The sequence below is a fragment of the Hoyosella rhizosphaerae genome (assembly GCF_014643175.1).
Classification (GTDB): Bacteria; Actinomycetota; Actinomycetes; order Mycobacteriales; family Mycobacteriaceae; genus Lolliginicoccus; species Lolliginicoccus rhizosphaerae.
Genome location: NZ_BMJH01000001.1, coordinates 148,462 through 173,032 on the forward strand (window position 1 = coordinate 148,462; position 24,571 = coordinate 173,032).

22 protein-coding genes and 1 pseudogene are annotated in these 24,571 nt (G+C 59.1%); 10 read left to right on the forward strand and 13 right to left on the reverse strand.

The genetic code is table 11. The annotated features are described in order from the left end of the window. Window positions 1-183 precede the first annotated feature (183 nt). Window positions 184-1,461, forward strand: coding sequence for a glutaminase (locus tag IEW73_RS00720; protein WP_188669729.1), 1,278 nt, complete (start codon window positions 184-186; stop codon window positions 1,459-1,461). A 56-nt stretch (window positions 1,462-1,517) separates the two neighbouring features. Here the strand turns inward: IEW73_RS00720 and IEW73_RS00725 are convergent, their stop codons facing one another. Then, on the reverse strand, window positions 1,518-2,132 hold the full coding sequence (locus IEW73_RS00725; RefSeq protein WP_188669731.1) for a lytic transglycosylase domain-containing protein: 615 nt from the start codon (window positions 2,130-2,132) through the stop codon (window positions 1,518-1,520). A 275-nt stretch (window positions 2,133-2,407) separates the two neighbouring features. Here IEW73_RS00725 and IEW73_RS00730 point away from each other — a divergent pair, with 275 nt between their 5' ends. Next, on the forward strand, window positions 2,408-4,141 hold the full coding sequence (locus tag IEW73_RS00730; protein ID WP_188672656.1) for an ABC transporter ATP-binding protein: 1,734 nt from the start codon (window positions 2,408-2,410) through the stop codon (window positions 4,139-4,141). After that, entirely contained in the window at window positions 4,138-6,060 is a 1,923-nt protein-coding gene (locus IEW73_RS00735) for an ABC transporter ATP-binding protein (protein ID WP_188669733.1), read from the forward strand. The genes IEW73_RS00730 and IEW73_RS00735 overlap by 4 nt, the downstream gene beginning before the upstream one ends. 88 nt (window positions 6,061-6,148) lie before the next feature. Here IEW73_RS00735 and IEW73_RS00740 read toward each other — a convergent pair whose 3' ends face one another. Genes IEW73_RS00740 through sfnG form a run of 4 tightly spaced genes read right to left on the reverse strand, consistent with a single transcriptional unit; the run spans window position 6,149 to window position 11,083 of the window. Further along, complete coding sequence (locus tag IEW73_RS00740; protein WP_188669735.1) at window positions 6,149-7,633, reverse strand: SDR family oxidoreductase; 1,485 nt, start codon at window positions 7,631-7,633, stop codon at window positions 6,149-6,151. A gap of 22 nt (window positions 7,634-7,655) precedes the next feature. Then, window positions 7,656-8,798: an LLM class flavin-dependent oxidoreductase gene (locus IEW73_RS00745; protein WP_188669737.1), complete on the reverse strand. Its 1,143-nt coding sequence runs from the start codon at window positions 8,796-8,798 to the stop codon at window positions 7,656-7,658. 12 nt (window positions 8,799-8,810) lie between these two features. Then, entirely contained in the window at window positions 8,811-9,968 is a 1,158-nt protein-coding gene (locus tag IEW73_RS00750; protein WP_188669739.1) for an SfnB family sulfur acquisition oxidoreductase, read from the reverse strand. Next, window positions 9,965-11,083, reverse strand: a complete 1,119-nt coding sequence (gene sfnG / locus IEW73_RS00755) for a dimethylsulfone monooxygenase SfnG (protein WP_188669742.1) — start codon at window positions 11,081-11,083, stop codon at window positions 9,965-9,967. Before sfnG ends, IEW73_RS00750 begins: the two co-directional genes overlap by 4 nt. Before the next feature lie 136 nt (window positions 11,084-11,219). Here sfnG and IEW73_RS00760 point away from each other — a divergent pair, with 136 nt between their 5' ends. From IEW73_RS00760 to IEW73_RS00770, 3 genes are all read left to right on the forward strand, one after another. Continuing rightward, the gene (locus IEW73_RS00760; protein WP_188669744.1) at window positions 11,220-11,720 is read left to right on the forward strand and encodes a hypothetical protein; all 501 of its coding nucleotides are present in this window, start codon (window positions 11,220-11,222) and stop codon (window positions 11,718-11,720) included. Then, window positions 11,720-12,214: a flavin reductase family protein gene (locus IEW73_RS00765; RefSeq protein WP_188669745.1), complete on the forward strand. Its 495-nt coding sequence runs from the start codon at window positions 11,720-11,722 to the stop codon at window positions 12,212-12,214. Before IEW73_RS00760 ends, IEW73_RS00765 begins: the two co-directional genes overlap by 1 nt. Before the next feature lie 187 nt (window positions 12,215-12,401). Further along, window positions 12,402-12,839: a hypothetical protein gene (locus IEW73_RS00770; RefSeq protein ID WP_188669748.1), complete on the forward strand. Its 438-nt coding sequence runs from the start codon at window positions 12,402-12,404 to the stop codon at window positions 12,837-12,839. Between the two features lie 103 nt (window positions 12,840-12,942). Here the strand turns inward: IEW73_RS00770 and IEW73_RS00775 are convergent, their stop codons facing one another. Next, window positions 12,943-14,178, reverse strand: coding sequence for an ROK family protein (locus tag IEW73_RS00775; protein ID WP_188669749.1), 1,236 nt, complete (start codon window positions 14,176-14,178; stop codon window positions 12,943-12,945). A 350-nt stretch (window positions 14,179-14,528) separates the two neighbouring features. On the opposite strand from IEW73_RS00775, the gene IEW73_RS00780 reads away from it, so the two are divergent. Beyond that, a complete protein-coding gene (locus tag IEW73_RS00780; protein ID WP_188669751.1) occupies window positions 14,529-15,722 on the forward strand; it encodes an acyl-CoA dehydrogenase family protein in 1,194 nt (397 codons plus the stop codon). Window positions 15,723-15,781: 59 nt separating this feature from the next. Further along, window positions 15,782-17,143, forward strand: coding sequence for a styrene monooxygenase/indole monooxygenase family protein (locus IEW73_RS00785; RefSeq protein WP_188669754.1), 1,362 nt, complete (start codon window positions 15,782-15,784; stop codon window positions 17,141-17,143). Here IEW73_RS00785 and IEW73_RS00790 read toward each other — a convergent pair. Both IEW73_RS00790 and IEW73_RS00795 read right to left on the reverse strand, forming a co-directional pair. Then, the gene (locus IEW73_RS00790) at window positions 17,140-17,808 is read right to left on the reverse strand and encodes a hypothetical protein (protein ID WP_188669755.1); all 669 of its coding nucleotides are present in this window, start codon (window positions 17,806-17,808) and stop codon (window positions 17,140-17,142) included. The two genes, IEW73_RS00785 and IEW73_RS00790, sit on opposite strands and share 4 nt — an antisense overlap. Before the next feature lie 6 nt (window positions 17,809-17,814). Then, window positions 17,815-19,290 (reverse strand): bifunctional phosphatase PAP2/diacylglycerol kinase family protein, encoded by a 1,476-nt coding sequence (locus IEW73_RS00795; RefSeq protein WP_188669757.1) that lies wholly within the window; start codon window positions 19,288-19,290, stop codon window positions 17,815-17,817. Between the two features lie 121 nt (window positions 19,291-19,411). On the opposite strand from IEW73_RS00795, the gene IEW73_RS00800 reads away from it, so the two are divergent. After that, window positions 19,412-20,647, forward strand: coding sequence for an NADH:flavin oxidoreductase/NADH oxidase family protein (locus tag IEW73_RS00800; protein WP_188669759.1), 1,236 nt, complete (start codon window positions 19,412-19,414; stop codon window positions 20,645-20,647). A gap of 5 nt (window positions 20,648-20,652) precedes the next feature. Here the strand turns inward: IEW73_RS00800 and IEW73_RS00805 are convergent, their stop codons facing one another. Further along, window positions 20,653-20,952: a hypothetical protein gene (locus IEW73_RS00805; protein WP_188669762.1), complete on the reverse strand. Its 300-nt coding sequence runs from the start codon at window positions 20,950-20,952 to the stop codon at window positions 20,653-20,655. Between the two features lie 681 nt (window positions 20,953-21,633). On the opposite strand from IEW73_RS00805, the gene IEW73_RS16615 reads away from it, so the two are divergent. Then, a complete protein-coding gene (locus IEW73_RS16615; protein ID WP_268236247.1) occupies window positions 21,634-21,756 on the forward strand; it encodes a hypothetical protein in 123 nt (40 codons plus the stop codon). Between the two features lie 150 nt (window positions 21,757-21,906). On the opposite strand, the pseudogene IEW73_RS00810 reads toward IEW73_RS16615, so the two are convergent. From IEW73_RS00810 to IEW73_RS16680, 4 genes and pseudogenes are all read right to left on the reverse strand, one after another. Continuing rightward, a pseudogene (locus IEW73_RS00810) lies at window positions 21,907-22,662 on the reverse strand (heme ABC transporter ATP-binding protein). Further along, window positions 22,659-23,705: a FecCD family ABC transporter permease gene (locus IEW73_RS00815; RefSeq protein WP_188669764.1), complete on the reverse strand. Its 1,047-nt coding sequence runs from the start codon at window positions 23,703-23,705 to the stop codon at window positions 22,659-22,661. Before IEW73_RS00815 ends, IEW73_RS00810 begins: the two are co-directional and overlap by 4 nt. Beyond that, complete coding sequence (locus IEW73_RS00820) at window positions 23,702-24,298, reverse strand: heme/hemin ABC transporter substrate-binding protein (RefSeq protein WP_372433601.1); 597 nt, start codon at window positions 24,296-24,298, stop codon at window positions 23,702-23,704. Before IEW73_RS00820 ends, IEW73_RS00815 begins: the two co-directional genes overlap by 4 nt. After that, a complete protein-coding gene (locus tag IEW73_RS16680) occupies window positions 24,295-24,561 on the reverse strand; it encodes a hypothetical protein (RefSeq protein ID WP_372433600.1) in 267 nt (88 codons plus the stop codon). The genes IEW73_RS00820 and IEW73_RS16680 overlap by 4 nt, the downstream gene beginning before the upstream one ends. Window positions 24,562-24,571: the final 10 nt, after the last annotated feature.

Consider the following 24,571-nt stretch of genomic DNA (forward strand, 5'->3'; position numbering starts at 1 on the left):
GGCTCCTTTCGTGGCTCTCACTCAGCATAACTAGTTGAATGTTCAACTTATTCCACTGGGGTAACTCAGCCACATTTCTTCTTCATTCTCCCACCTGTCGCCGCTCAGGCAATGAAACGCGACCAAAACACAGGATCGGACACAAGCCGGTACAAATCGTGAACCTAAGGCATCCTGAACAGCATGGAATCGCCAATCCCTGACTACCTCCGAGAACTACTAGACCGCTGCACTGGCAACGAGCAGGGTGCCGTTGCCGACTACATCCCCGAACTTGCCCGAGCCAACCCCGACCGGCTTGGCATAGCCATGACCACGGTAGAAGGCGCCACCTACACCGTCGGTGATGCAGATATCGACTTCAGCATCCAATCCATCTCCAAGCCCTTTACATACGGACTCGCGCTCAGCGATGCGGGATTCGACGCTGTCCTTTCGAAGATCGGCGTCGAACCATCCGGCGATGCCTTCAACGAGATTTCGCTCGAAGAAGTAACCGGCAAACCCTTCAACCCGATGATCAACGCGGGCGCGATCACCGCCCACTCGCTGGTCAACGGAGCCGACAGTGAAGCGCGCGTCGAGCGCATCCGCGAACACTTCAGCGCCCTCGCTGGTCGAGAACTCTCCTTTGACGAGGCAGTCAACTCATCCGAGTTCGACACCGCCCACCGCAATCTCGCTATCGGCTACATGCTCAAAACAGTCGGGATCCTCGAAGGCGACCCAGTCGACGTTGTTCGCGGGTACATCCGCCAATGCTCACTCAACGTGACGGCCCGGGACCTCTCCATCATGGCGGCAACATTGGCCAACGGGGGCGTGCAACCCAACACCGGCGAGAGGCTGTTCTGGCCGTCAGCAGTACGTCAAGCGCTAAGCGTCATGCTGACGTGCGGAATGTACGACGCTGCCGGTGACTGGATGTCCGTCGTCGGCATTCCCGCAAAGAGCGGGGTAGCCGGCGGGCTTATAGGCGTTCTGCCCGGCCAGATCGGCATCGCGGTGTTCTCGCCCAAACTCGACGACCACGGAAACAGCGTGCGCGGCGTCAAACTCTTTGAGCGCCTGTCCCGCGACATGGGTCTTCACCTCATGGAAACTCCCACCCTGGGGCGCGCAAGCCTGCGCTCGGACTACGTCAAAGACGGTGTGCACGTCTTCGAGGTGCAAGGTGTTGTGAGGTTTGCGGGCGCTGAAGCTGTTGTGCGATCAATTGCGGAGGGCGATCAAGACGAAGATGCCTACATCCTCGACCTCAGCAGGGTCTACGAACTCGGCGATGTGGCACGTCGCATGCTGCTTGAGGTGGTGCGGCGTTTGACCCTGCTCGACAAGAAGAAGGTTGCCATCGTCGATCCAGATGAAGTGCTTCCTGATCCGGACGCGGGCGACGGAGTGACAGCAGATGTGTTTGCCACCGTCAGCGAAGCAATGAGCCACGTCAAGAGCGCAGCCTAGAAATGCAGAGCGCCCAGCCTCGTCGGGAGAGGCTGGGCGCTGGGACAGGTGTGTGCCTAGAAGAAGAGTCCCTCAAGGGATCCGAAATCCAAACCAGCATTGACTTGCGGCAGCGTCGTGGTAGGGCCGTTGAGGCTGCGGTAGCGCGGCTCGAATGCCTTGATCTTCGCCACGTAGGGCTGCGTCTGGGTGGTGTACTCGCCACCAGATGGCATGCCTCCGGCGCGCTGAACTGCACCAAGACCTGCGTTATATGCGGCGAGCGCGAGGTCTAGCGGGTCTCCACGTAACGTGCCATTGCGGACACCCGCGCTTGTCTGACTGTAAAGGTGGCACATAAAGCGACCTTGCGCAGTGACGGAGTCGGGAATGCTACGTGGGTCGGCGCGGCCGTCGCCGTCGGCGTCGACACCCCAGGTTGCCCACGTGCCGGGCATGAACTGCGCTGGACCTACAGCCCCCGCGCTGCTGACGACATTGGTTCGGAAATCGCTCTCGGCTTGAATCTGGGCGGCGAGTAGCGAGGCGGAGATGCCTGAACATTGTGCCGCGGCGGACTGTAGCCACGGAACGTATTCAGACGGAGCGTTGGCGGACGCCGGACTCGCAAGGGCAACGGTAACGCCCAATGCGGCGGCTGTGGTGCTAAGCACTGATGTGATCTTCTTCATGGCAGTGTGAAGCGTGCCATGAATGATTCAGTAGCGAAACGGTTTTGGCACAATTTGATAACAGTAAGTCAGCCCGGGTGTGTTGACTTGCGGTTATTCAATACGAAATTCAACTTTCACCCTACTGTAGGCCCCCTGTGGGTGTCCACCATTTGGACGGCAGTGCTTTTGGGGGCATCGGTGCCAAGAGATTTGTGCATCGAATAACACTGGTGCGCAAACACATGACTAGTCGTAGGATGAATCACTGCCGACTGACGCGAAAGGAAACCCCATTGCTCATCGCGTTGCTCCGCACATACCTACCGCGCTACCGCAAACCCATCGCCGCAATCGTCATCCTGCAGCTGTTCGGAGCGCTCGCCGCACTCCTGTTGCCTAGCCTCAACGCCGACATCATCGACAACGGCGTCACCCAGGGCGACATCCCCTACATCATCCGTATCGGCGGCATCATGCTCGCCGTCGCAGCACTGCAAATTACGTGCAGCATCACCGCCGTCTACTTCGCCGCACACACCGCGACATCGCTCGGCGCAGACCTCCGGCGCGACGTGTTCCACCAAGTCAACCAATTCTCCGCCCGCGAGATGGGAGTTTTCGGCGCACCATCGCTGATTACCCGCAACACCAACGACGTCCTACAGGTTCAAACCCTCGTCCTCATGTCGTTCACCCTGCTAGTCATGGCGCCGATCATGGGCGTGGGCGGCATCATCATGGCACTACGCGAAGACTTGCGACTTTCCTGGCTCATCGCCGTAAGCGTGCCCGCACTGGCCCTCAGCATGGGCATCATCATCGCCCGCATGATCCCTGGCTACCGACTCATGCAAATCAAAATCGATGCCGTCAACAGGGTGCTGCGAGAACAAATCACAGGGGCACGGGTAGTGCGCGCATTCGTTCGCGAACCCTGGGAAACTCGAAGATTCGCCACCGCAAACAACGAACTCACCGACACAGCCCTCCGCGTCGGGCGACTCATGGCTTTTGCTTTCCCCATCGTCATGCTCATCATGAACGTCAGCTCCGTCGGAGTCATCTGGTTCGGCGGCATCGAAATTGACGAGGGACGAATGCAAGTCGGCTCGCTCACCGCGATGCTGAGCTACCTCATCCTGATTCTGATGTCCATCATGATGGTCACGTTCATGGCGTCCCAAGTACCACGGGCGGCGGTATGCGCCGAACGCATCCACGACGTGCTGTCCACAGAGTCATCCATAGTCACATCACCAAAACCGACAGCAGACATGCCAACACCGGGCATCGTCGAATTCCGCGGCGCCACATTCTGTTACCCCGGAGCAGAAAAACCCGTCATCCACAACATCACATTCACCGTCACGCCAGGCACCACCACCGCCATCATCGGCGCCACCGGTTCCGGGAAATCAACCGTCCTTAACCTCATACCAAGGCTCATCGACTGCACCGATGGCGCGGTCCTCGTCGGCGGCGTCGACGTCAAAAACCTCGACCCGCACTTGCTACGAAGCAACATCGGTTACGTCCCCCAACGAGCGTTCCTGTTCTCCGGGACAATCGCCACCAACCTCCGCTACGGCAGACCCGACGCCACCGACGAAGAACTCTGGGACGCACTCACCGTGGCTCAAGCAGCCAACTTCGTGCGCGCCATGCCACTCGGCCTCGACAGCCCCGTCTCCCAGGGCGGCACCACGGTATCCGGAGGACAAAGGCAACGACTCGCCATCGCCCGCGCACTCGTGAGAGCACCCCAGATTTACCTATTCGACGACTCCTTCTCCGCCCTCGACGTCGCCACCGATGCGAGGCTCCGCGCCGCTCTGAAACCCCGAACCACCAACTCGGCGGTCATCCTCGTCGGACAGCGCATCGCCACCATCCGTGACGCAGACCAGATCGTCGTCCTCGACGGCGGGGCAGTGGTGGGCACAGGTAAACATGACTACTTAGTTGCCACCTGCGCCGAATACCGCGAAACCGTGGACTCCCAAATGATTGTCGAGGGCAACCGATGACCCGACCAGGAATGATGGGCGGCGCTGCCGACAGCCAAGGCAACCCCAACGCCCGCGCAACACAATTCGGCCCCTCAGTCCGACGATTGGCAACGCGGCTAGCGCCCTACAAACGTGCCATCGGTGCAGTCCTTCTTTTCATCGTCACCGCAGTATCGCTTAACGCGATCGGCCCCCGAATTCTCGGACACGGCACCGACATCATCTTCAACGGCGTCATCGGAAAACAACTCCCAACAGGAGTGACACAAGCACAAGCCGTCGAACAACTCCGCGCTGCCGGACAAGACACCTTCGCCGACATGGTGTCCGGGATGAACCTCATTCCCGGTGTTGGCGTGGACTTCGGTGCACTAGCCCGCGTGATGTACCTCGCGCTGGCGGTGTATCTCATCGCCGCCACCTGCGCCTGGGCCTCCGCCTACATACTCAACAATGTTGTGCAGTCCGTCATCCGAGGGTTGCGGTCCGACGTTGAAGACAAAGTTCACCGCCTACCGCTGTCCTACTTCGATAAACACCAGCGCGGGGACGTGCTCAGCCGAGTCACCAACGACATCGACAACGTGTCGCAAAGCCTCCAGCAAACCATGAGTCAACTCCTCAACGCGCTCCTCACCGTACTTGCGGTTCTCGCGATGATGCTGTGGATCTCGCCGCTGCTCGCCCTCATCGCACTACTCACGGTGCCGCTGTCACTGCTGGTCACCGCCATCATCGTCAAACGCGCCCAGCCTCACTACGCGGGCCAATGGCGGCACACCGGTCTGCTCAACGCACACGTCGAAGAAACCCACACCGGCCACGAACTAGTGCTCGCCTACGGGCGTGAACGAGACGTCCAGAACACCTTCGACGAACGCAACGGCAAACTCCAAACCTCCGCGTTCAAAGCCCAGTTCCTATCCGGAATGGTCATGCCCGTCATCATGTTCCTCGGCAACATCAACTACGTACTCGTCGCCGTGGTCGGCGGAATGCGTGTCGCCTCAGGCAACATGAGCCTCGGAGAAGTCCAAGCGTTCATCCAATACTCACGCCAATTCACCCAGCCACTGTCGCAACTCGCATCCATGGTTAACGTGCTGCAATCGGGCGTGGCTTCGGCCGAACGCGTATTCGAACTTCTCGACGCCGAGGAAGAAACCGCAGACGTCACCAACCCCGACCTTCCCGCATCCCGCGGACGCGTGGAGTTCGACGACGTGTCCTTCCGCTACGACTCGGACCGACCGCTGATCGACAACCTGTCCCTCACCGTTGAACCAGGTCAAATGGTGGCGATAGTCGGCCCCACTGGTGCTGGGAAAACAACCCTGGTCAACCTGTTGATGCGGTTCTACGAAGTAGACAGTGGCGCGATCCGCATCGACGGCGTCGACATCCGCAGAATGCCGCGCGCCGAACTGCGCACCCGCATCGGAATGGTGCTGCAGGACACCTGGCTGTTCGGCGGAACGATAGCCGACAACATCCGATACGGAGCCATCGATGCGAGTGAGGAATCCGTATCGCAAGCTGCGAAAGACAGCTACGTCGACCGGTTCGCTCGCGCCCTGCCCGATGGGTACGACACCATAATCGACGAAGAGTCCGGCAACGTCAGCATCGGCGAGCAACAGCTCATCACAATCGCCCGAGCTTTCGTGTCTCAGCCGCACATCCTCATCCTGGATGAAGCGACCAGTTCCGTCGATACGCGCACCGAGCTACTGATTCAAAAGGCGATGTCGCGGTTGCGCGCTGATCGCACGGCGTTTGTTATCGCGCACAGGCTCTCCACGATTCGCGACGCCGACGTCATTTTGGTGATGGAAGACGGCCACATCGTCGAAACAGGCAGCCATGACGAACTGATCGCGGCGGATGGCCCATACCGCGCGCTGTACATGTCGCAGTTCGCCGGCGCATCGACCTAAACCCGTCACGCTCCCACTTTGTTCCGACGCTCCCACTTTTACAGTGACAAACCGGGAGCATTCGTCAAAAGTGGGAGCGTCCAGCTAACTACTCGGCCCGCTCGGCGGTGCTCGTCATATTCTTCACCATCCCGCTGAAGATCACGCCATGGAACGGCAGGATCGAATACCAGTACAGAACGCCCACAAGGCCCTTCGGGAAGAACACGGCGCGCTGTTCAAGCCTCGAACCATTCTCAGTAGGCACAACCTTCATTTCCAACCACGCGCCACCGGGCACCTTCATCTCGGCGCGCAGACGCAATAGCTCCGGCGGCCGAATCTCCTCGACACGCCACCAGTCCAAGGCCTCACCCTTATACAAATGGCGTGCATCCCGTCGACCACGCCGCAAACCGACACCACCAACGACACGATCCATCCAACCCCGAATTGACCACGCGACGGGGAACGAATACCAACCGTTCTCGCCACCGATTCCTTCGACAACCGCCCACAACTTCTCAGGCGGAGCGGCACATTCTTGCTCGCGAAGGTCGGTGTAGACGGTTTCGCCAGCCCAATCCGGGTCCGACGGCAAAATATCTGCGGGCGCCTCAGGAACGGACGCGTTTGACCACCGGGTCTCGACGTTGCCGTCATCGATGCGCTGCAAGGCAAGCTTCACAGCCCGCCTGTACGGGGTGAGACCCTCAGCAGGTGGGGGAATGAAGTCGTCGATGTCGTGTTCATGCGCGATAGCCTCGCACTGCAACGACGCAATCAGCGGCATCGCCAACGCTTTCGGCACAGGGGTCACCAAATTGATCCAATGACCAGCAAGGTGCGGCGTCAGAACAGGCACCACCACCATGCGACGTTTAGGAAGTCCCGCAACATCGCCGTACGTCTTCATCATCTCGCCGTACTGCATAACATCAGGTCCGCCGATGTCGAACGTGCGGTTAGCGCCCGGGGCCACCGAAAGATCAGCGAGCGCAATCAGATAATGCAACGCATCCCGAATCGCAATCGGCTGAATACGGTTGCGCACCCATTTAGGAGTCACCATCACGGGCAAACGGTCGGTGAGATGGCGAATCATCTCAAACGACGCTGAACCCGACCCAATCACCACACCCGCTTGAAGCACCACAGTGGGTATCGACGACGCCAACAAGATCTCGCCGACTTCAGCACGAGACTTGAGGTGAGGCGACAAATCAACCCCAGGCGGATGAAGGCCACCAAGGTACACAATTCGTTGCACCCCGGCGGCCTCGGCTGCGCGCACAAAATTTAACGCCGACTCGCGTTCAGTCGCAGCGAAAGACTTGTCACCACCCATCGAATGGACCAAGTAATACACCACATCGATGTCTTTGCAGGCGTTCAGGAGGCTATCCGCATCAGTGAGATCGCCCTGAACAACGTCGACGTCGCGAGCCCAAGGAACGTCCCGCAACTTGTCAGGAGTACGGGCCATCACCCGCACCTTGTAGCCCTCTTCCGCAAGCCGTGGGGCAAGCCGACCGCCAACATAGCCAGTTGCACCGGTTACCAAACAACGAGAAGATCGCGAGTTATCCGCCATGCCCTATAACGGTACTCGCGACTCATGAACTGAAGGGAACAGCAGCACCTTCTAGTTGTTCAGCCTCGGCGAGACGATGCGGATGCTTCCACAGGCCGCGTTCGTGCAGCCTCGGTAAAACCCCTTCGCCGAACCAGTACGCCTCCTCAATGTGCGGATATCCGGAGAAAATGAAATGGCTGATGCCCAAATCACCATATTCCTGGATACGGTCCGCTACCTCCTCGTGCGATCCGACAAGTGCAGTGCCAGCCCCACCCCGCACTAGGCCCACTCCGGCCCACAAGTTCGGTGCGATGGTCAACGCGTCAGTTCGCCCCTTGTGGAGTTCTTGCATCCGACGTTGGCCCTCTGACTGGCTTTGCGCAAGGTTGGTTTGGATTCGGTTGATTTCCCGAGGGTCGAGGTTTGCGAGCAATTTGTCCGCGACGGCCCACGCCTCGGCAGAAGTATCTCGGCTGATGACGTGTAGCCGAATGCCATGCTCCACGCGTCTGCCCTGTTCCGCTGCGAGCGCGTTGATCCACGCGATTTTCTTTCCAACTTCCAAAGGAGGTTCACCCCACGTTAGGTAAACGTCGGCGAATCTTGCCGCTACGTCTCCCGCAGGTGCGGAGGATCCACCAAAAAATATGGGCGGCACCACTACTGGGCGACGGCCAAGTGACGCATCAGATACGGATAGGTGCTGACCGCGGAAAGTAAACGGCGCTTGTTCGGACCAGAGGCGTCGAACAACGGAGAGAAACTCGCCAGTCCGCTCGTAGCGTTCACTTTTGTTGAGAAAGTCGCCATATGCGCGTTGCTCATGGTCCTCGCCGCCGGTAACCACATTGAGGTACAACCGCCCATTGGAGTGCCTTTGGAATGTAGTTGCCATCTGAGCGGCCAAAGTAGGGCTGACGAGCCCCGGTCTGAAAGCGACTAGGAACTTCAGGTATTCCGTCGATTCGATGAGCATTGCTGTTGTCAGCCACGCGTCTTCGCACCACGCTCCGGTCGGAGTCAATACCGCTTCGAATCCGTTCGTCTCGGCAGCGTGTGCTACTTGTGTGAGGTACTGCACGGATGCTGGGCGATCACCCGTCATCGCTGAGCCGTGACCACCCGCGATAAGGGCTCGCGAGTCCCCGTATGTCGGTAGGAACCAATGAAAACGAAGCACGGTTTCTCCTTCTCAGAATAGGGCGTGTTGAGGTTGTGGATGCCCAAGCAGCGCACGCCCGATGTTGTGGTATTTCCACCGGACTGGGTCGTGAAGGGTGTGGGTTCTGGCATTTCGCCAATGCCGATGCAAGTTGAGCGATGCGTCTGCTGTGCGGGTTCCGCCGAGTTCGTGAAGCGCGTTCGTTGCCGACAGTGCTGCCCGGTCTGCAGCCGCCTTCGCGATGGCAACGGCAAGGGATGCGCGTGTTGCCTGCTCTGAGGAAAATGCAGCAAAGGCTTCATCGACAAGGGCTCCAGCTTCCGCCACCAGTGCTTCAGCTGACGCAACATCGACAGTGACTTCGCCGAGTCGATAGGTAGTGAGTGGATCGTCCCGAGCTTCGTCGACTTTGGCTTCAAACCAGGGGCGGGCAGAAGTCCTGATGAATTCCGCTGCATCGTCGAGCGCATTGCGCGCGATGCCAGCATCAATTGCAGCGTGAAGAAGTTGAGCGAACGCGCCATACGCAGCCGGAGCGCGCACTGCTGGTTCGCGCGGCACCACCCACGCCGAATCTACGTGCACATTGTCGAGGTGAACTGTCCCGCTCGCGGTTGTGCGCTGGCCGAACCCGTTCCAATCATCGTCAATTGTCAGACCAGGGGAGTCTGATGGGACAAAGGCAACAAACTCCGTCCCCTCCGACGTGGAAAGGACAGGAATCCAGTCAGCGAACACGGTGCCAGTGCAGTAGTACTTCGTCCCGTTAAGGCGGTAACCCGTTTCAACGGCGTCCAAGGTGGTGGTTATAGACGCAATGGTGCTGCCGTTGCGTTCAGACTGCGCGTTCGCGAGTCGTTGCCCGTCGAGGATCTTGCTAAAGAAGTACTGCTTCTGCTGGTGGCTTCCAGCGATCTTCAAGAAGTTGACATAGACGAAGTGGCTTTGCGGGATCTGAGCGATGTTCGGGTCTGCAGTAGCAAGGATCCGCGTTGCTTCGGCCACCACAGAGGGAGGTGCTTGAAGTCCGCCGTATTCACGGGGGATGGTCAGCGCAAAAAACCCAGCGGTGGAAAGTTCAGTGATTTCGTTGAACGGCAGCGACCGGTCACGATCCCGCTGTGGCGCTGACTGTCGGAACTCGTCCGCGAGCTTATGCACGGTCTGAATGGTTGCGTCCCACGTCATGCCGTAAGCAATTCTCGTGCGTTATCGGCTGCTTCGAGTTCCCTCACCAGCGGCAGCACATGCTTGCCGAAGTATTCGACCTCTTCCTGGAAGTGAAGGAAACCGCCAAGAATGAGGTCGACGCCGAGACGGCGGTACGCGACGATACGCTCTGCGATCTGCTCGGGAGTTCCTATGAGTTGCGTGCGGAAACCGTCGTTGTACTGAACGAGATCATCGAATGTTGAGTCGGCCCACATTCCTTGCTTGTCGGACGTCGAAGCGCCAGCTTGTTGGACAGCACTGCGGAACCCCTCAACCGCTGGCCTGTTCGCCTTCGCGATGATTTCACGGAGCGTTTCCTTGGCTTCTTTTTCGGTGTCGCGGGCAATGATGAAGCCATTGAGGCCGAAGTTAACCTCCCTGTTGGCTTGCCGGGCGTGATGCCGAATGTCACCAAGCTGTTCAATTACTCCCTCGAAGTCTTTGCCATTGGAGAAGTACCAGTCGGCGTACTTACCCCCATTCGAACGTGCTGCCGCGGAATTCCCGCCCTGGAACAATTCGGGATTGGGCCGTGCCGGAGTGTTCAGCGGTTTTGGCTTGAGTGTGAAGTCGTGAATTCGGTAAAAGTCGCCGCGAAAGTCAACATCGTCCTCCGTCCAGATCTTGCGAAGCACCTGGAGAAACTCTGCGCTGCGACGGTACCTTTCGTCATGTTCGAGCCACGGCTCACCGAGATGTGTGAACTCGTCTTTGAACCAGCCACTCACAACATTGACAGCGAAGCGCCCGCCCGACAGATGGTCCGCTGTCGCCGCGAATTTAGCGAGGACTGCGGGTTGCCACAAACCAGGATGCACCGCGGCAATGACCTTGAGTCGTTGGGTGGCAAGCAGGAGCGCAAGGCTAAACGAAGTCGATTCGTGTTGAAACTCAGCGCCGTAACTGGCTTCGTATCGCACCTGACTCAGTGCGTATTCGAACCCGCTGTTTTCTGCGATTTGGGCGAGCTTGACGTTGTATTCGTAGTCCCAACTTGTGCGCTGTTCGATGGTGCTGGTGACCAACCCGCCGCTAACATTTGGCACCCAATACGCAAATTTGGTGTACTCCGAGAGTCTCTCTGTAGTCATCGTTTAACGCCTTTCCCTGAACGTGACGAACCTGTTGGGGGACAACATTGTCAGGACTGGCGTTCCCAGTGAACAGTTAAAACCGCTATGAATTGAACCCTGTTACCTGACGACTCGACAGGGTGTTCTTGGAGTCATGAAATCACTCAGCATTGCCGTCGAATACGGCGCAACGGCACCGCAAGCCAGGCGTGATCCCCTTGAATCCCCATTGCAGACACCGAGCGGAGAATGGGTGTTGCTCACGGGATCACACCGAGGTGAACGCCTCATTCGGCTTCGTGCGCGCGACCTTGGGGAAGCCCGTCAGCGCTATGAGGGAATCAAACTCGGTGACCCCAGAGCTGTTGTGCTGCTCGACATTTACGGGTACTCCGCCGACTCATGGCGACAGGCATTTGACGCCTACCGTCAGATCAACCCCCAGTGGAAACCAGGCGGAGTGTTCGACACAATCACCTACGTTGGTTCCCACAGCGGTCTGGTGGGACTTATTGAAGATGTGCATGCCGCGGGCGTCGCCGATGGTGTCACCGTGCAAGGTCCTGACGATTGGTTGCAGGCGTTTCACCGCGACACTTTAAAACCGTGGCTGGCAACGAAAGCGGGTCCCGTTCGTGAGTTGGTGGCGAGCTGATGACCGCTTCAGTGGATACCAGATTGCAACCGCAGCAGCTACGGAGCGCTTTTGCGGCGCACCCTGCCGGTGTCGTGGCAGTGGCTGCTGACATTGGCGGGAGATACGTGGGGATGGTGGCAAGTAGCTTCGTGCCCGTTTCACTCGATCCACCGCTCGTTTCCGTGTGCATCCAAAATACCTCGGGGACCTGGCCGGTTCTGACAACATCGGCGACGCTCGGCATCAGCGTCCTGGGCTCACACCACGGGGACGTTGCTCGCAGCCTCGCCCGTAGGACGGGTGACCGCTTCGAAAATGTCCCAACCGAACTCGGCCCTGCGGGTGCAGTGTTTATCGCGGCGTCGCCGTTGCATTTGCAGGTGGCGATCCGCGACACGATCGCTGCGGGTGATCACCACATCGTTCTTCTTGACGTCCTAGACGTGCGGATACTCAGCGATCACGCACCGATCGTGTTCTATCAGAGTGGCTTTCACACCCTCCGCCCTTGATGCGCCCTGGTTCCGCCGGGCCCTGGTTCCGCCGCGGCGCAAATCCATCTGCGGAAGTCGCCTAAACCGCCAATTTGGGCCGGGTTTTGTTGACCTCCACAGATGGATTCCCGTCGGAGTTAGCACCGCCGGGGCCGACCACTGCTTGGATGGTTCTATGTCAAGGTCAACTTGTACCGTCGGCCCAGTGACAAGACTGAAGTGTTTGCCCATCGCGGGGGTCTTGCTCGCAGCCTCATGCAGCGGGGATTCCGCGACAGCAGACAACGCTCCGACCTGCCTCGATGTAGGGAGTGAAGTGATTGGCGCGATTTCCGAACAACTCGACAGCTCGGTTAATCCGATCGTCGGTATAGCTGCACCCTCTAACTCGGGCACCAGCTTCGTTGTCAGGCTCGGGATCGCTGAGCTGATCGTGGACGGAGACCAGGCTGAGGTTGTCAATCACGAGGGGAGTTGGACTACGGACTCCGTCAGTTCACGTCCCGAGACCATTCGCGCGCTGGACCACATGGCCGCAGAGTTATCAACCTGGCCAATGGAAGCCGATCCGCAGAACTACGAGACTGGTCAAGCTGCAGTTGCAGCGTGCTTGGGTGACGTTGGCACTTGGGTCAGAAGGTGAACACGCGCAGATCCATCTGCGGAAGTCGCCTAAACCGCCAATTTGGGCCGGGTTTTGTTGACCTCCACAGATGGATTCCCGTCGGAGTTAGCACCGTCGGAGTTCATAAAAGTTGCGCATTCAGCGGGTCGGCGTGGAGCACACTGAGCGACACCGCAACCGCGGCATGTTCCTGCACCCGATTCCCGAAGCCCGTGACAAGGACGTTCCGACGAGGGGAACGTGTGGTCTGATCGAATGACTGCGCAAAGTCCCTCATGGCTTCGGGGTATGAAGTAAAGGCTTGGCCGCCCAATGTCACGTGGTCGGGGTTGAACAGGTCCCGTAGAGTCGCGACGACTTTTCCGAGGGTTCGTGCCCGGTCTGTCAGGATTGCAGCCGCGGCGGTGTTGCCGGCTCGCGCAAGCTTGATCAGCTCATCGAGCGATGGACCGGATGACAGGGCAATTCCGTCGTCGATCGCGCGGCGCATGATGGCGTCTTCACTGACCGTCGCTTCGAGGCAGCCCCGCTGGCCGCAATCGCACAACACACCAGAACCTGATGGAAGGTGTGCGACGGATCCCGGGCCGCCACGGGGGGTGATCACTCGTTCGGCGAAGGTCAACGCGACGCCTACGGTTTCGCGGGCATAAAAGTAGAGGTTGCTGCTTTCACCATTGTGGGTGGATTCATGTGGGGCGAGTAGTAACTCAGCGGCGGCCATCGCTTCGACGTGTGGAGCTACGGAGACGGGAACATTCAGTGCCTTACCGATAACGTGACCGACAGGCGCGTTGGTCCATTGGAGGCGGTGGTGTGACGCCGTGCCAGTTGTGGGATCAACCTGCCCGCCTAAGGCAATTCCGGCCCACAAGAACGTGCGCCGAAAGCGGGCAGCGAATGCGGAGGCGCTAGAGGCGATACTTGTTAGGGCTCCGTGTTGTGGCCCAGCTGGTGTCGGGATTCGGATGCCGCCCAATATTGTTCCGCGGATGTCGCTCGCCACGATTGTGGTCACTGCGGCGCCTATGTGAATTCCTATGGTGGCGTACGGTTCGTGGTTGATTTGTATGGGTACGCGTGGTCGCCCGACAGCTCCTGATGTAGTGAGGTCGTGGCGTTCGAGCAACAGCCCAGCCGCGAGAAGGGCGGCGACATTTCGGTTAACTGTTGCGATGCTTGCGCCACTGAGTTGCGCGGCTTTCTCTCTGGAGATGGGCCCTTTGTGGGCAGCGATCCGAAAAATCGCTGCAGCTGGAGTTTGCCCGTGAAAAAACCGCGGGGGGTGAACGGATACCCCCGGCGCTGAATGGTGAGAAGTAGGCGTTCTAGCTGATGAGAGTGAGAGTGTAGTCACGAGAAACCATCCGTCGACGTCGAATGTGCGGATCCGCAAATGAGTGAGCCCCGGACGCCAACGGACGCCGGAACGAGATTGGGGTTAGCGCGCTTACAGACAGCAGCGCATGCAGCACATTCGACACATCTGCGACGTCCGAACCGGAGCTACGGCCATGACGGCGTGCTTGGTGGGATTCGTAGAAGTCGACACGAGAATGAACCTAGCATCAAACCTTCATTGGGTTCTATGTGATGTGCGCCCCACCCATGTGAGGGTGTTCGAATCGAGCCGATTCTAACTAGTGCTTTGTGCTCCTTTGCTCTCGATAGTTGAACCAACATCGGTACGAGGCAGGGAGCGGAGAATTGAGTACTGCAACGTCAGTTACGCATGATTTAAAGCAATATTTTCGACCACTTTTCTCTGAAATTGCGGCGGGAGCGTTTGAACGAGAGAAGGACCACCGACTACTTCATAAGGAAGTTGACCTACTGCGCGATGCGAAATTCGGTGCGTTGCGTGTTCCCCGAGAACTTGGGGGTTTTGGTGTCAGCGTGCGACAGCTGTTCGACCTGTTGATTGATCTCGCTGCGGCCGAATCAAATTTGCCGCAAGCGTTGAGGGTGCATTGGACGTTTGTTGAAGATCAATTGTTGTCGCACGACCGTGATTGGCTGAACAGGATCGCTGAGGGCGCCTTAGTTGGTAATGCGATTACCGAACCTGGTATTGGCGCCGCGGATCGCTACCAGACAAAACTTACGCGGCGGGGTGAAGGCTGGCTGCTTAACGGAACAAAGTACTACAGCACCGGAAGCCTGTATGCCGACCACATCCTGACTGCCGTCGACCTCGACGGTGAGCGTGTGGGTGTGCTCGTCGATGCCAACCAGAACGGGGTGGAACAGCGCGACGACTGGGACGGTTTTGGGCAACGTCTAACTGTGAGTGGTACAGCTTCATTCACGGACGTTGACGTGGCACCATCTCGCATTCTGGGGCCGGGCTACGGTTCCCCTGGTCGCACTTATTCCACGGCCTACCTTCAACTTGTTCAGTTGGCTGTGTTGGCCGGGATTGCGCAGCGTGCTCAGGACGATACTGCTGAATGGGTGCGTCAGCGGACTCGAACATTCACGCATGCTTCCGCTGACCTGCCGCGCCATGACCCCCTAGTGCAGCAAGTGATCGGAAAGCTTGCGGCGGCGTCATTTGGGGCGCGGGCAGCGGTACTTTCCGTAGCTGATGAACTCGATGCGGTTCTTGCATCTGGTGGCGATGACGCTGAATTGCTGGACCGTGCTGAAGCCGCCGCGGCGAGTGCGCAAAGTGTTGTCATCGACCTTGTTTTGACAGCGACGTCGCAGCTTTTCGAAGTGGGCGGCGCCTCGATTACGTCGTCGGCTCTTGCCCTTGACCGGCACTGGCGCAATGCCCGCACAGTCGCCGCGCATAACCCCCTCGTCTATAAGCAGCAAGCAGTGGGGGCGCACGTCTTGAACGGGGATCCGTTGCCCTACGCGTGGAGCGCTGGTCGGTTCGATAGGAGCTCAACATGACTCGTCGTATCAGTCTTCGTCAAGCACTTGAACGTCATATTCTGAGAAGGAGAACTCACATGACCATTGAACAACGTACTGTCGCCGTCGTCGGTGCCGGTTTAGCTGGTAGCTCAGCTGCATTGGGCTTCGTCAATGCGGGATTTAGTGTCACGCTCTTCAGTGACCGGGATCTGAAGTCGTTGCGCGATGATGTCCCACCAACGGGTACTGCTGTCTACTTTGGGAAGTCCAGGGAGGCGGACGCCACCATCATTGAAGATTTGTATGGTGCGCAGTCGCATACCAGCGGGTTGAGTACTCGGCTGCATTCCGGCGTAGGGGAGACAAGCGCGGATGTGCTTGAGTTTGACCCTTCGTTTGGTTATGTGGCCCAGGCGGTGGACGTTCGACTTCGGTCTGCGGATCGGATTGCGCGTTTCATCGAGCGTGGAGGCACGTTTGTTGTGCAGGATGTCACGCGAGATGACCTCGGTGAGATCGCGGGCAGACACGATCTCACCGTGGTCGCGACTGGAAAAGGTGGGCTGGCGTCGTTCTTCCCTGTTGACGAGGAGCGGACGGTGTATGACAAGCCGCAGAGAACCCTTCTTTTTGCTGCACTAGGTACAAACGGTGAGGCCCCAGATTTCAGTTACCGAGGCCCCGGTGGTCGCGAGCATAATCTCTTTAACCTGCATACCGATTTCGGTGAAGCATGGCTTGGGCCATATCTCCACAAGGATTTTGGTGAGGCATGGGGATTCATCGGGTTCGCTAAGCCTGGTAGTCCGTGGGAGAGTGCATTCTCGTCAGCAATTGACGCCGCAAGCGCGCATAAAGTGGTTTTAGAACTTTATCGTGAGTATTTTCCCAAGGACGCACGTGAGGTGGAGAAACTCCGCCCGATTGAGTCCGACCCGCATTCGTGGCTTCGGGGGGCTGTCACCCCCACCGTGCGGAAAGCCGTCGGTGCAACTGATAGCGGACACCCGGTCTTAGCGATTGGTGATACAGCGATAGCCTTTGACCCAGTCGCTGGGCAGGGGGCTCAGAACGCCATTATTCAGGTAGCTTCACTGGTCGCCGCGGCGCGAAAACACCAGGGACCATTTACCGCTGAATGGCTCGGTGAGCAGTTTGAGCTGCATTGGAAGAGTCGGGGTTATGCGGCGACGGAGGTAACGCGATTGTTCCTCGGGGATCCCAAGCATGCGGAGCATGCGCAGTTGCTGTTTGCGGCTGCTGCTGTGAACGACGCTGTGGCTACCGCGCTGTTCCTCTTGCTGTCGGAGCCGGATCGTTTTCTCGCACTCACGTCGCGTGACGATGTTCTCGCCTACATCACGGAGGCGGCAGGGGTGTCGGCTGAGGATGTGCTTGCCGCATTCTCACCGAGCGAAGGGTTCGCGGAATCCTCACTCGCTCGGGCGGCTTCTTAGTGCGCATGCACTTCGACTCGAGAGATGACTTCGGTGGTGGGGATGATGAGAAACTCGCGCTCTGTCTCCGTCAAGATTTTCAGGAAGCCTGGCGAGGTTTCCATGACGTATCCGCGGACGTCCCCTTCAAGTAGGTCGATTTGCTCGAGGGGGACCCACGGTGTGCTGACGATCGCGGCGAGAATTAGGAGCATTCCGCTCGCGATCAGCCAGACGCGGTGGAGGACGAACACAGCGGCTTGGTGAAGTTGGTCGTTGTGACGGAGACGTTCCAGCAGCGCAACAACGGCGGTGGCGAGCAACATGGTCACGAGGAGCCACCAACTGCGATAGGTCGCTAGCAGCGATGCTAATGCGGCTGTGACGACCGCAAGTAGAACGAGACTACTTGACCGACCACCTTCGACTACGGGCCAGATCACTCGAATGAGTATGAGTGGAAGAAGCACCGCGAGCGCAACGCCAGTGAGTATTGGTTCACCCATCAATGTGCCGACGAGGATGCCGAAGCCTTCGTTGAGGTCGATTGTGTGGATTATGGCGAAGGCAACATTCCAGTCGTAGCCGCTCACCGCGAGTAGGCGAAGGAAGAGGAACAGGAACAGCGCACTAGCGCCGGTGATGACGAGTCCCGATGTGCTGGTTCGCTTTTCGTGATGGGACATGCGAGGTCATCCTTGAGACATTGGTGCGTAAACGGTGAGTGCGTGCGGTTCGGTTCGGACAGTGAGTTGCTGTACGTCGCTGACGGGGTCGCCGTCGAGGGCCAACGGTGCGGGGTCAGTGAGTTCGATGTTAAGGCTAGGGGACAGCAGGCGAAGGTAGGTGGGGCTGGTCATAAGTGTCCCTGTGATGACGGCGTACAGAGCGCGCGTGTACGACAGTGTGAGGTCGGCTCTGATGATGCGGATATCGAGGTTGCCGTCCGCCATGCTCGACCTGCCGACGGGAATGCGATGTGCGGGTTGGTAGGTGCCGTTGCCGATGAAGAGGGTGCGAACCCTAATGTGTTGCCCGTCGAGGGTGAGTTGGAGTGGGTCGTTTGCGGCGAGTTCGCGGATCATGCCGAGTGCGAGTGGGATCCATTTGCCGAGATGGCGTTCCCACTTTTTGCGGACTTTGAGCGCCGCGGGGTAGGTGCCGAGGCTTGCTGTGTTGATGAATGTGTGGTCGGTGTGGCTATCGGCGATGGCGGTGGCGAGGTCAATTCTGCGAGAGTCGCCGGATGCTACTGCTGCTGCGGTGGTGCAGACATCGAGTGTCCCGATGTCGATAGCGAAGTGATTGAGTGTTCCCCCTGGGAATACTGCGAGCGGATGGTGGGTGAGGGCGGCTGCGGCTGCGACCGTGCGCACGGTGCCGTCACCTCCGAGTACTCCTAGCGCTGATGGGTTCCGTTGCTTGATGAGCTGGATGAGTTTTGCGTGGGTGTCGGCTTGGGTTTCACCGATCGGGATGTCAACAAATTCAGCGTGCGGTAGCAATTCTTTGATGCTGTCGCGGAGTGTGTCGGATTCGCTGCCAGATTCAGGGTTGGCGACGATGAGGAGTCCGTTGCCGTCGGGTAGCGCTGGAGCATCACCCGGAATGTTGCTGATCGATGGGGTTGCGGGGAGGGCGGCCCACCATCGGCGGGTGGCGAAGGCAATACCGACGCCTAGTGCGCTCCCAACGATGACGTCGGAGGGCCAGTGCACGCCGTTGTGGACTCGGGAGTAGGCGACCGTGGCGGCGAGGGGTGCGATGGCGAGGCCGAGGGCGGGTGATTCGAGGGCAACTCCGGTGGCGAATGCTGCGGCTACGGCGGAGTGTCCGGATGGAAAGGATGACGATTTTGGCATTCGGATGCGGCGCCTGTGCAGCGGCATCGAGAAGTGGTCGGGTCGGGGGCGCGGGAGTGAAAACTTGAATGCCACGTTTGCGAGGAGACTGGTCGCCCCGACGGCCAGGATGCCCCGAACTGCAGCTCGACGGGGTGCGCCGGGGTGCCGCGAGAGAAGGAGCGATATCGCGATCCAGGGCTTGCTGTAGTTGGCGATTGTGCTCGCGAACTGCATGCCTGTGTCGAGCGAAGATGGGCGCAGGGTGGCGGAGTGGGCCATTACGTTGTGGTCGAACGTCGAGATGAGGCCTAGTAGGCGGCGCATAAATAAACGCTAGCCGTTGCGGTGTGATTGGTGGGGGTATTGCATGTGTGGATTTGTCGACGTAGCCTTGAAAACATTATTGACCGCGGGTCAACAGTGATACTCGAATGACGGAGAGCCCATGACCACCGTTCCAGGACTGGACACACCACTCACGCTTCCGTGTGGGACAACGCTGCGTAACCGGATCGCGAAAGCGGCCCTCAGCGAGCAATTGGGCAACCGATCTCATGCGCCAGACCGCAAGCTCGTCACCCTCTACGAGCGATGGTCGAATTCCGGCGCCGGGCTGCTGATTACCGGCAATGTGATGGTGGACCGTCGAGCGCTGGGTGAACCCCGCAATGTCGCAATCGAAGACGACCGCCACCAGTCGGCAATGAGTGAGTGGGCCGCCGCCGCCACTGCGAACAACACCCAGGCATGGGTGCAGATAAACCATCCAGGACGGCAGGTGCCCCGCAACCTCAGCAACACCCCCGTCGCTCCCTCCGCCATTCCCGTAAGTGGGATGGCAGGCGCATTCGGCACCCCGCGTGCACTCGAGCACGACGAGATAATTGACCTCATTCGCCGGTACGCCACCACAGCAGGATTGGTGGTGCGCGCAGGTTTCACAGGCGTGCAGATTCACGCCGCGCATGGCTATCTCATTAGTCAGTTCCTGTCGCCGCTGACGAACGTGCGCACCGACGAATGGGGCGGCACACCTGAGCGCCGCCGACGTTTCCTTCTGGAAATCGTGGCCGCTGTACGCGCTGAAGTGGGTCCGCAAACGCCGGTGAGCGTCAAGATCAACTCGGCGGATTTCCAGCGAGGAGGATTTACTGAGGAAGAATCGCTCGCAGTTGTTGCTGAGCTCGCATCAGCTGGAATCGACCTGATTGAAATATCTGGTGGCACTTACGAAGCGCCCGCGTTGATGCTCGGAAATCCTCAAGCTTCCACCGTGTCCCGCGAAGCATACTTCCTCGACTTCGCGCGCAAGGTGCGAGCAGAAGTAAATGTTCCGATCATGCTCACCGGTGGATTCCGAACCGGCAGCGTCATGAACGAAGCAATTGGCAGCGGTGACATTGACGTCGTCGGCCTTGGTCGTCCCATGGCGTTGGAACCTGACCTTCCGGCGCGACTCATCGCGGGAGACGCAGCGGCGAGCACGGTGCGACCACGGCGCATCGGTGTGAAGAAACTCGATGCCGCAAGCGAACTCACCTGGCACACCACGCAATTGTGGCGCATGGGAGATTCCAAAGAACCCGACGCGCGCCAGCATCCGCTCGTAGGCATTGCGCGGTATGCGAGCGCCGCAGGGCTCGACACCTTGCGGCGACCACTTCGGCGAGGCCAGTACTGACCTGTTTACTCGCTAAGTGGCCCGCGGCCTTCCGATGAGTTCTGCCGGTCATTTGTGTCCGGCAGTTCCTCGGAGAGCACTACCGCGGCCTGACGCCACAGGACGATGCCGACAATGAGGAATACGGCGGCGGCAACGCCCAGCGCGATGGCGACACCCGTCATTGAGCCTGCTGCCGCCATGAGAGCACCCGGTATCGCAACCACAGCCACGGCGATCAATAGGTAGGCAACATTCTTCTTGCCGCCTACGTTCGACACATCGTTCGAACCGGTACCTGCCTGGTTAGTGCTGCGCTCATTCATGGGGCTGCCTCTCCATTGATATCGGTATTCCCTTTGAGTATGCCAGCGCTTGGCGCGGCCCACCACGATGATCGGCGAACGTGGGAAGGCGGGGGCCATTGTGCCGTTTCACGTAATGTCTGAATAGTCCGGTTTATTGTTTCGGCGCGGTCTCGGTGTATGGGTACGCAAAAGGGGAAATGAGGCGCATTCGTTGGATTTCCGGGCTGTCAGTGGCTGGGCGTCTCTGATTGCGCGAAATTGATAGAACGGTGGCAGGTCTACACGGTTGCCGCTCTGTGCTCGTTTCATATTCTGCCAGTTATGTCTACATTGTGAGACGTAGCGGCAGGTTCCTTCCATCGTGAGAATATGCCGCAGGCTGTGGTGTTGCAGTGCGCTCGACCAGGGTCCTTACGGGCCGCGATAGCAAGTTCGGTAAATGCAGGTGTAACGCGTTTATTAGAATTAATGACACTTTGTCTTGCGTGGCTGTATTTGATCTAGAGTTCGTAATCAGGTGAACATAAGTTTCATGTCGGTATTATCTATAATTGTTGTCTGTGCGACCGGTTTGCTGCATCCTCCGAGGATCAATTTCAGGCGAAACTGTTTACCTTGACGAGTTTGAATGTTTCAATACTAAAGGGCGCCACGTTGGGCTCAACGAGAAACTATTGTTCGACAAATCAGGAGTTAATTATGGGTAGCTTGGAAGTTTTTGCTGACCTCTTCGGAGCATTCAGTGCATTCTTTGATGTCTTTGGATCACTCGGCGGCGGCGGCGAGGCCGGAGCTGACGGCGGCTTCGAGTTCCTCAGCTGAGACTCAGCTTTCTAGCAGTCAATTGCGACTGCACACGGCGGGGCGCACGGACATATTATCCGGGTGCCCCGCCGTACTGTTTTTGGTTCGTGGCCACAAACATGGGTTATGTGCGACTAGTGCTGTGACGGCGACTGCTCGGCGTCACCTTTACCGGGCTGGAACCACTACCGGATGGGTGGTTCCCGGAAGGTCGATCACTGTCACCGGTAACCCGTACACCTCACTGAGCGCACCGCTTGTGATGACGTCACGTGTCGGACCATTCGAATGAACGCGACCCTCGCAGAGGATGACGGCACGGTCGCCGTAGGCCGCGGCGAGGCCGAGGTCATGCATCACCACCACGACGGCGCACCCCGCATCGGCCCTAGTTCGCGCGATCCGCATCACGTCCTCCTGGTGACGAAGGTCCAGCGCGGCAGTTGGTTCATCAAGCAGCAAGATGCCTGTGTCCTGCGCGAGTGCCACGCGGGCGCGCTCTCCGCCCGACGGAGATGCGAACGGTCTGTCAGCGAACCGCTCGACATCGCACAATTCCATCGCCTCGGCAACCGCGACGGCGTCATCGATTTCGTGCGGGGTGCGCAACCAAGGCGAGCGTCCCATCTCAACGACTTCGCGGGCTGTGAACGAAAACCCGACGGTGTGCTGCTGGGGGAGCACTGCCCGCAACTGTGCGGCCCTTTTCGGCGAAACCTTATGGAGCGGTGATCCGCCTCAGGTGATGTGGCCCTCCGCGTGCGCAATGTCGCCGGACAGCGCGGCAAGCAAAGTTGTTTTTCCAGCGCCGTTGGGCCCCACAAGCATCAACACCTCGCCCGCATTGATGGACAAGCTCACGTCCTTCAAGACGAGGGTGCCACGGCGGCTGACGGTAATTCCTCTAGCCTCCATGAGGGTCATGCCCAGCCTCTCTGACGGGCGCGGGTGCGCCGCAGGAGCCACTGGAAGAACGGTCCACCTGCGAGAGCGGTGAGCATTCCGAGTAGAAGATCGGCATTGTTGATTAGTGTGCGTGCCCCAAGATCTGCGATGACAAGCACCAGCGCGCCACCAAGCAAACTTGCGGGCACAAGAAATCGGTGGGCTGGGCCGACGATCATGCGGATCAGGTGTGGGACCACCAGACCGATGAACACGATGATGCCGGTTAACGACACCGCTGCGGCGACCAGAATTGCCACAACAACGACTATGTACTGTTTGAGTCGTTCCACATTGACGCCGAGGTGTCGGGCCGAGGGTTCACCGAGTGCGAGTAAGTCGAGCTGCCGCCCGAGGAGCACCGCGCATAGCGCACCCGCCACAGTTAATGGTGCCACGACAGCCACGGCTTGCCAGGTCGCGCCGTTAAGGCTACCGAGCTGCCAGAATACTATTTGCTCCCGCGCGGACTGGCTGGCGGCGAAGGTGAAGAACGCAATGAGCCCGCCGCAGAACGCGTTGATCGCCACGCCCGTCACCACGAGCGTCACTACCTCGGTCCGGCCGTCGAAGCGGGCGAGGGCATAGACAATGAAGGTTGCGGCGCAGCCTCCGGCAAAGGCCGCAGCGGTGACAGACCAGGCTGCGGCGAACGCGCCCCCGACAACGATCACTGCGGAAGCACCAACGGCTGCACCGGCAGAGACGCCGACGATCCCAGGCTCGGCAAGCGGATTGGCGAAAACGCCCTGCAGTAAAGCGCCTGCGCAACCAAGGCAAGCGCCGACAAGCAAAGCTAGAACTATGCGAGGAAACCGCACTTTCAGCAGAGTTACTTCAGCGAGGGGATGAGACGGTTCGGCGATGATGCCGACCCCAAACTGGCGCAGGAGCACACTGGCGACATCAAGCGGCGCGGTCGCCACCTGACCGAGGCATGCCGAGACTATAGCGGCGACCACGACCGCTATGGCCAGCACTGGGATCGCCACCTTCCGTCGGTGCGACGTCACCGTTGTCATGATTCATAGGTTGCCGCCGCTACGGCGCGAATCGTGTCGGGTGTGCGGGGCCCGAAACTGAGCATCCCTGTTTCGTCGAGGGTGACGATGCGAGCATCGCGTCCAGCGGGTGTCTGCTTGATCCCGGGTATGGTCAGCAGTCCGTCGACGCCGCGCACCGAATCGAGCCCGCTTTGCATCAATATCAACACGTCCGGACTTGCGTCGATGAGCGCCTCGCTCGTAATCGGTGTAACCGGATTCGCTAAACCGGCGGCAGTCCCCGCACATTCAGCACCGACAGCGGTAATCAGTTCGTCCGCTCCCGATCCGGGCCCAGCGATGAGTTGAGTGCCAGTGCCCCGCAGGTAAAGGAACGCGATTCGTAGTGGCGGGTCGGTTTCGGGGATCTCTGCCCGCACGTCCTTGATGTCGCCGGTGATCCGGTTGGCAAGATCTTCACCTGCTGCGTTCACACCGAGGGCGTTGGCCACGGCGCGAATCTGATCAGCCACCCCGTCGAGTGTGCGAGCCGGATTGAAGAAGACCACAGGTATACCCGCATCGCGAAGTTGACGCTGTACAGCGCGCGGACCCACGGTGGTGTCGGTCAAAACGACAGTGGGGTTGAGTGCTTCTGCGTTGAGACTATGGCCGCCTGGTGTGACGTTTGGGAATGCGCGGCGGCTGGGAAACTCGTGGACGTATCGCGGCCAACAAGGTTCTCGCCGAGACCGAGCGCAAACACGGTTTCGCCCAGCGTCCCGTACTGATCTACGGCGATGATGCGACTTGAATCAGTGACGGTGACGTCGACGCCGTCAAACGAAGTGACAGTGACGGGGAAGGTCGGTACTGGTGACGGCGTGTGGACCACCGAGTCGGGG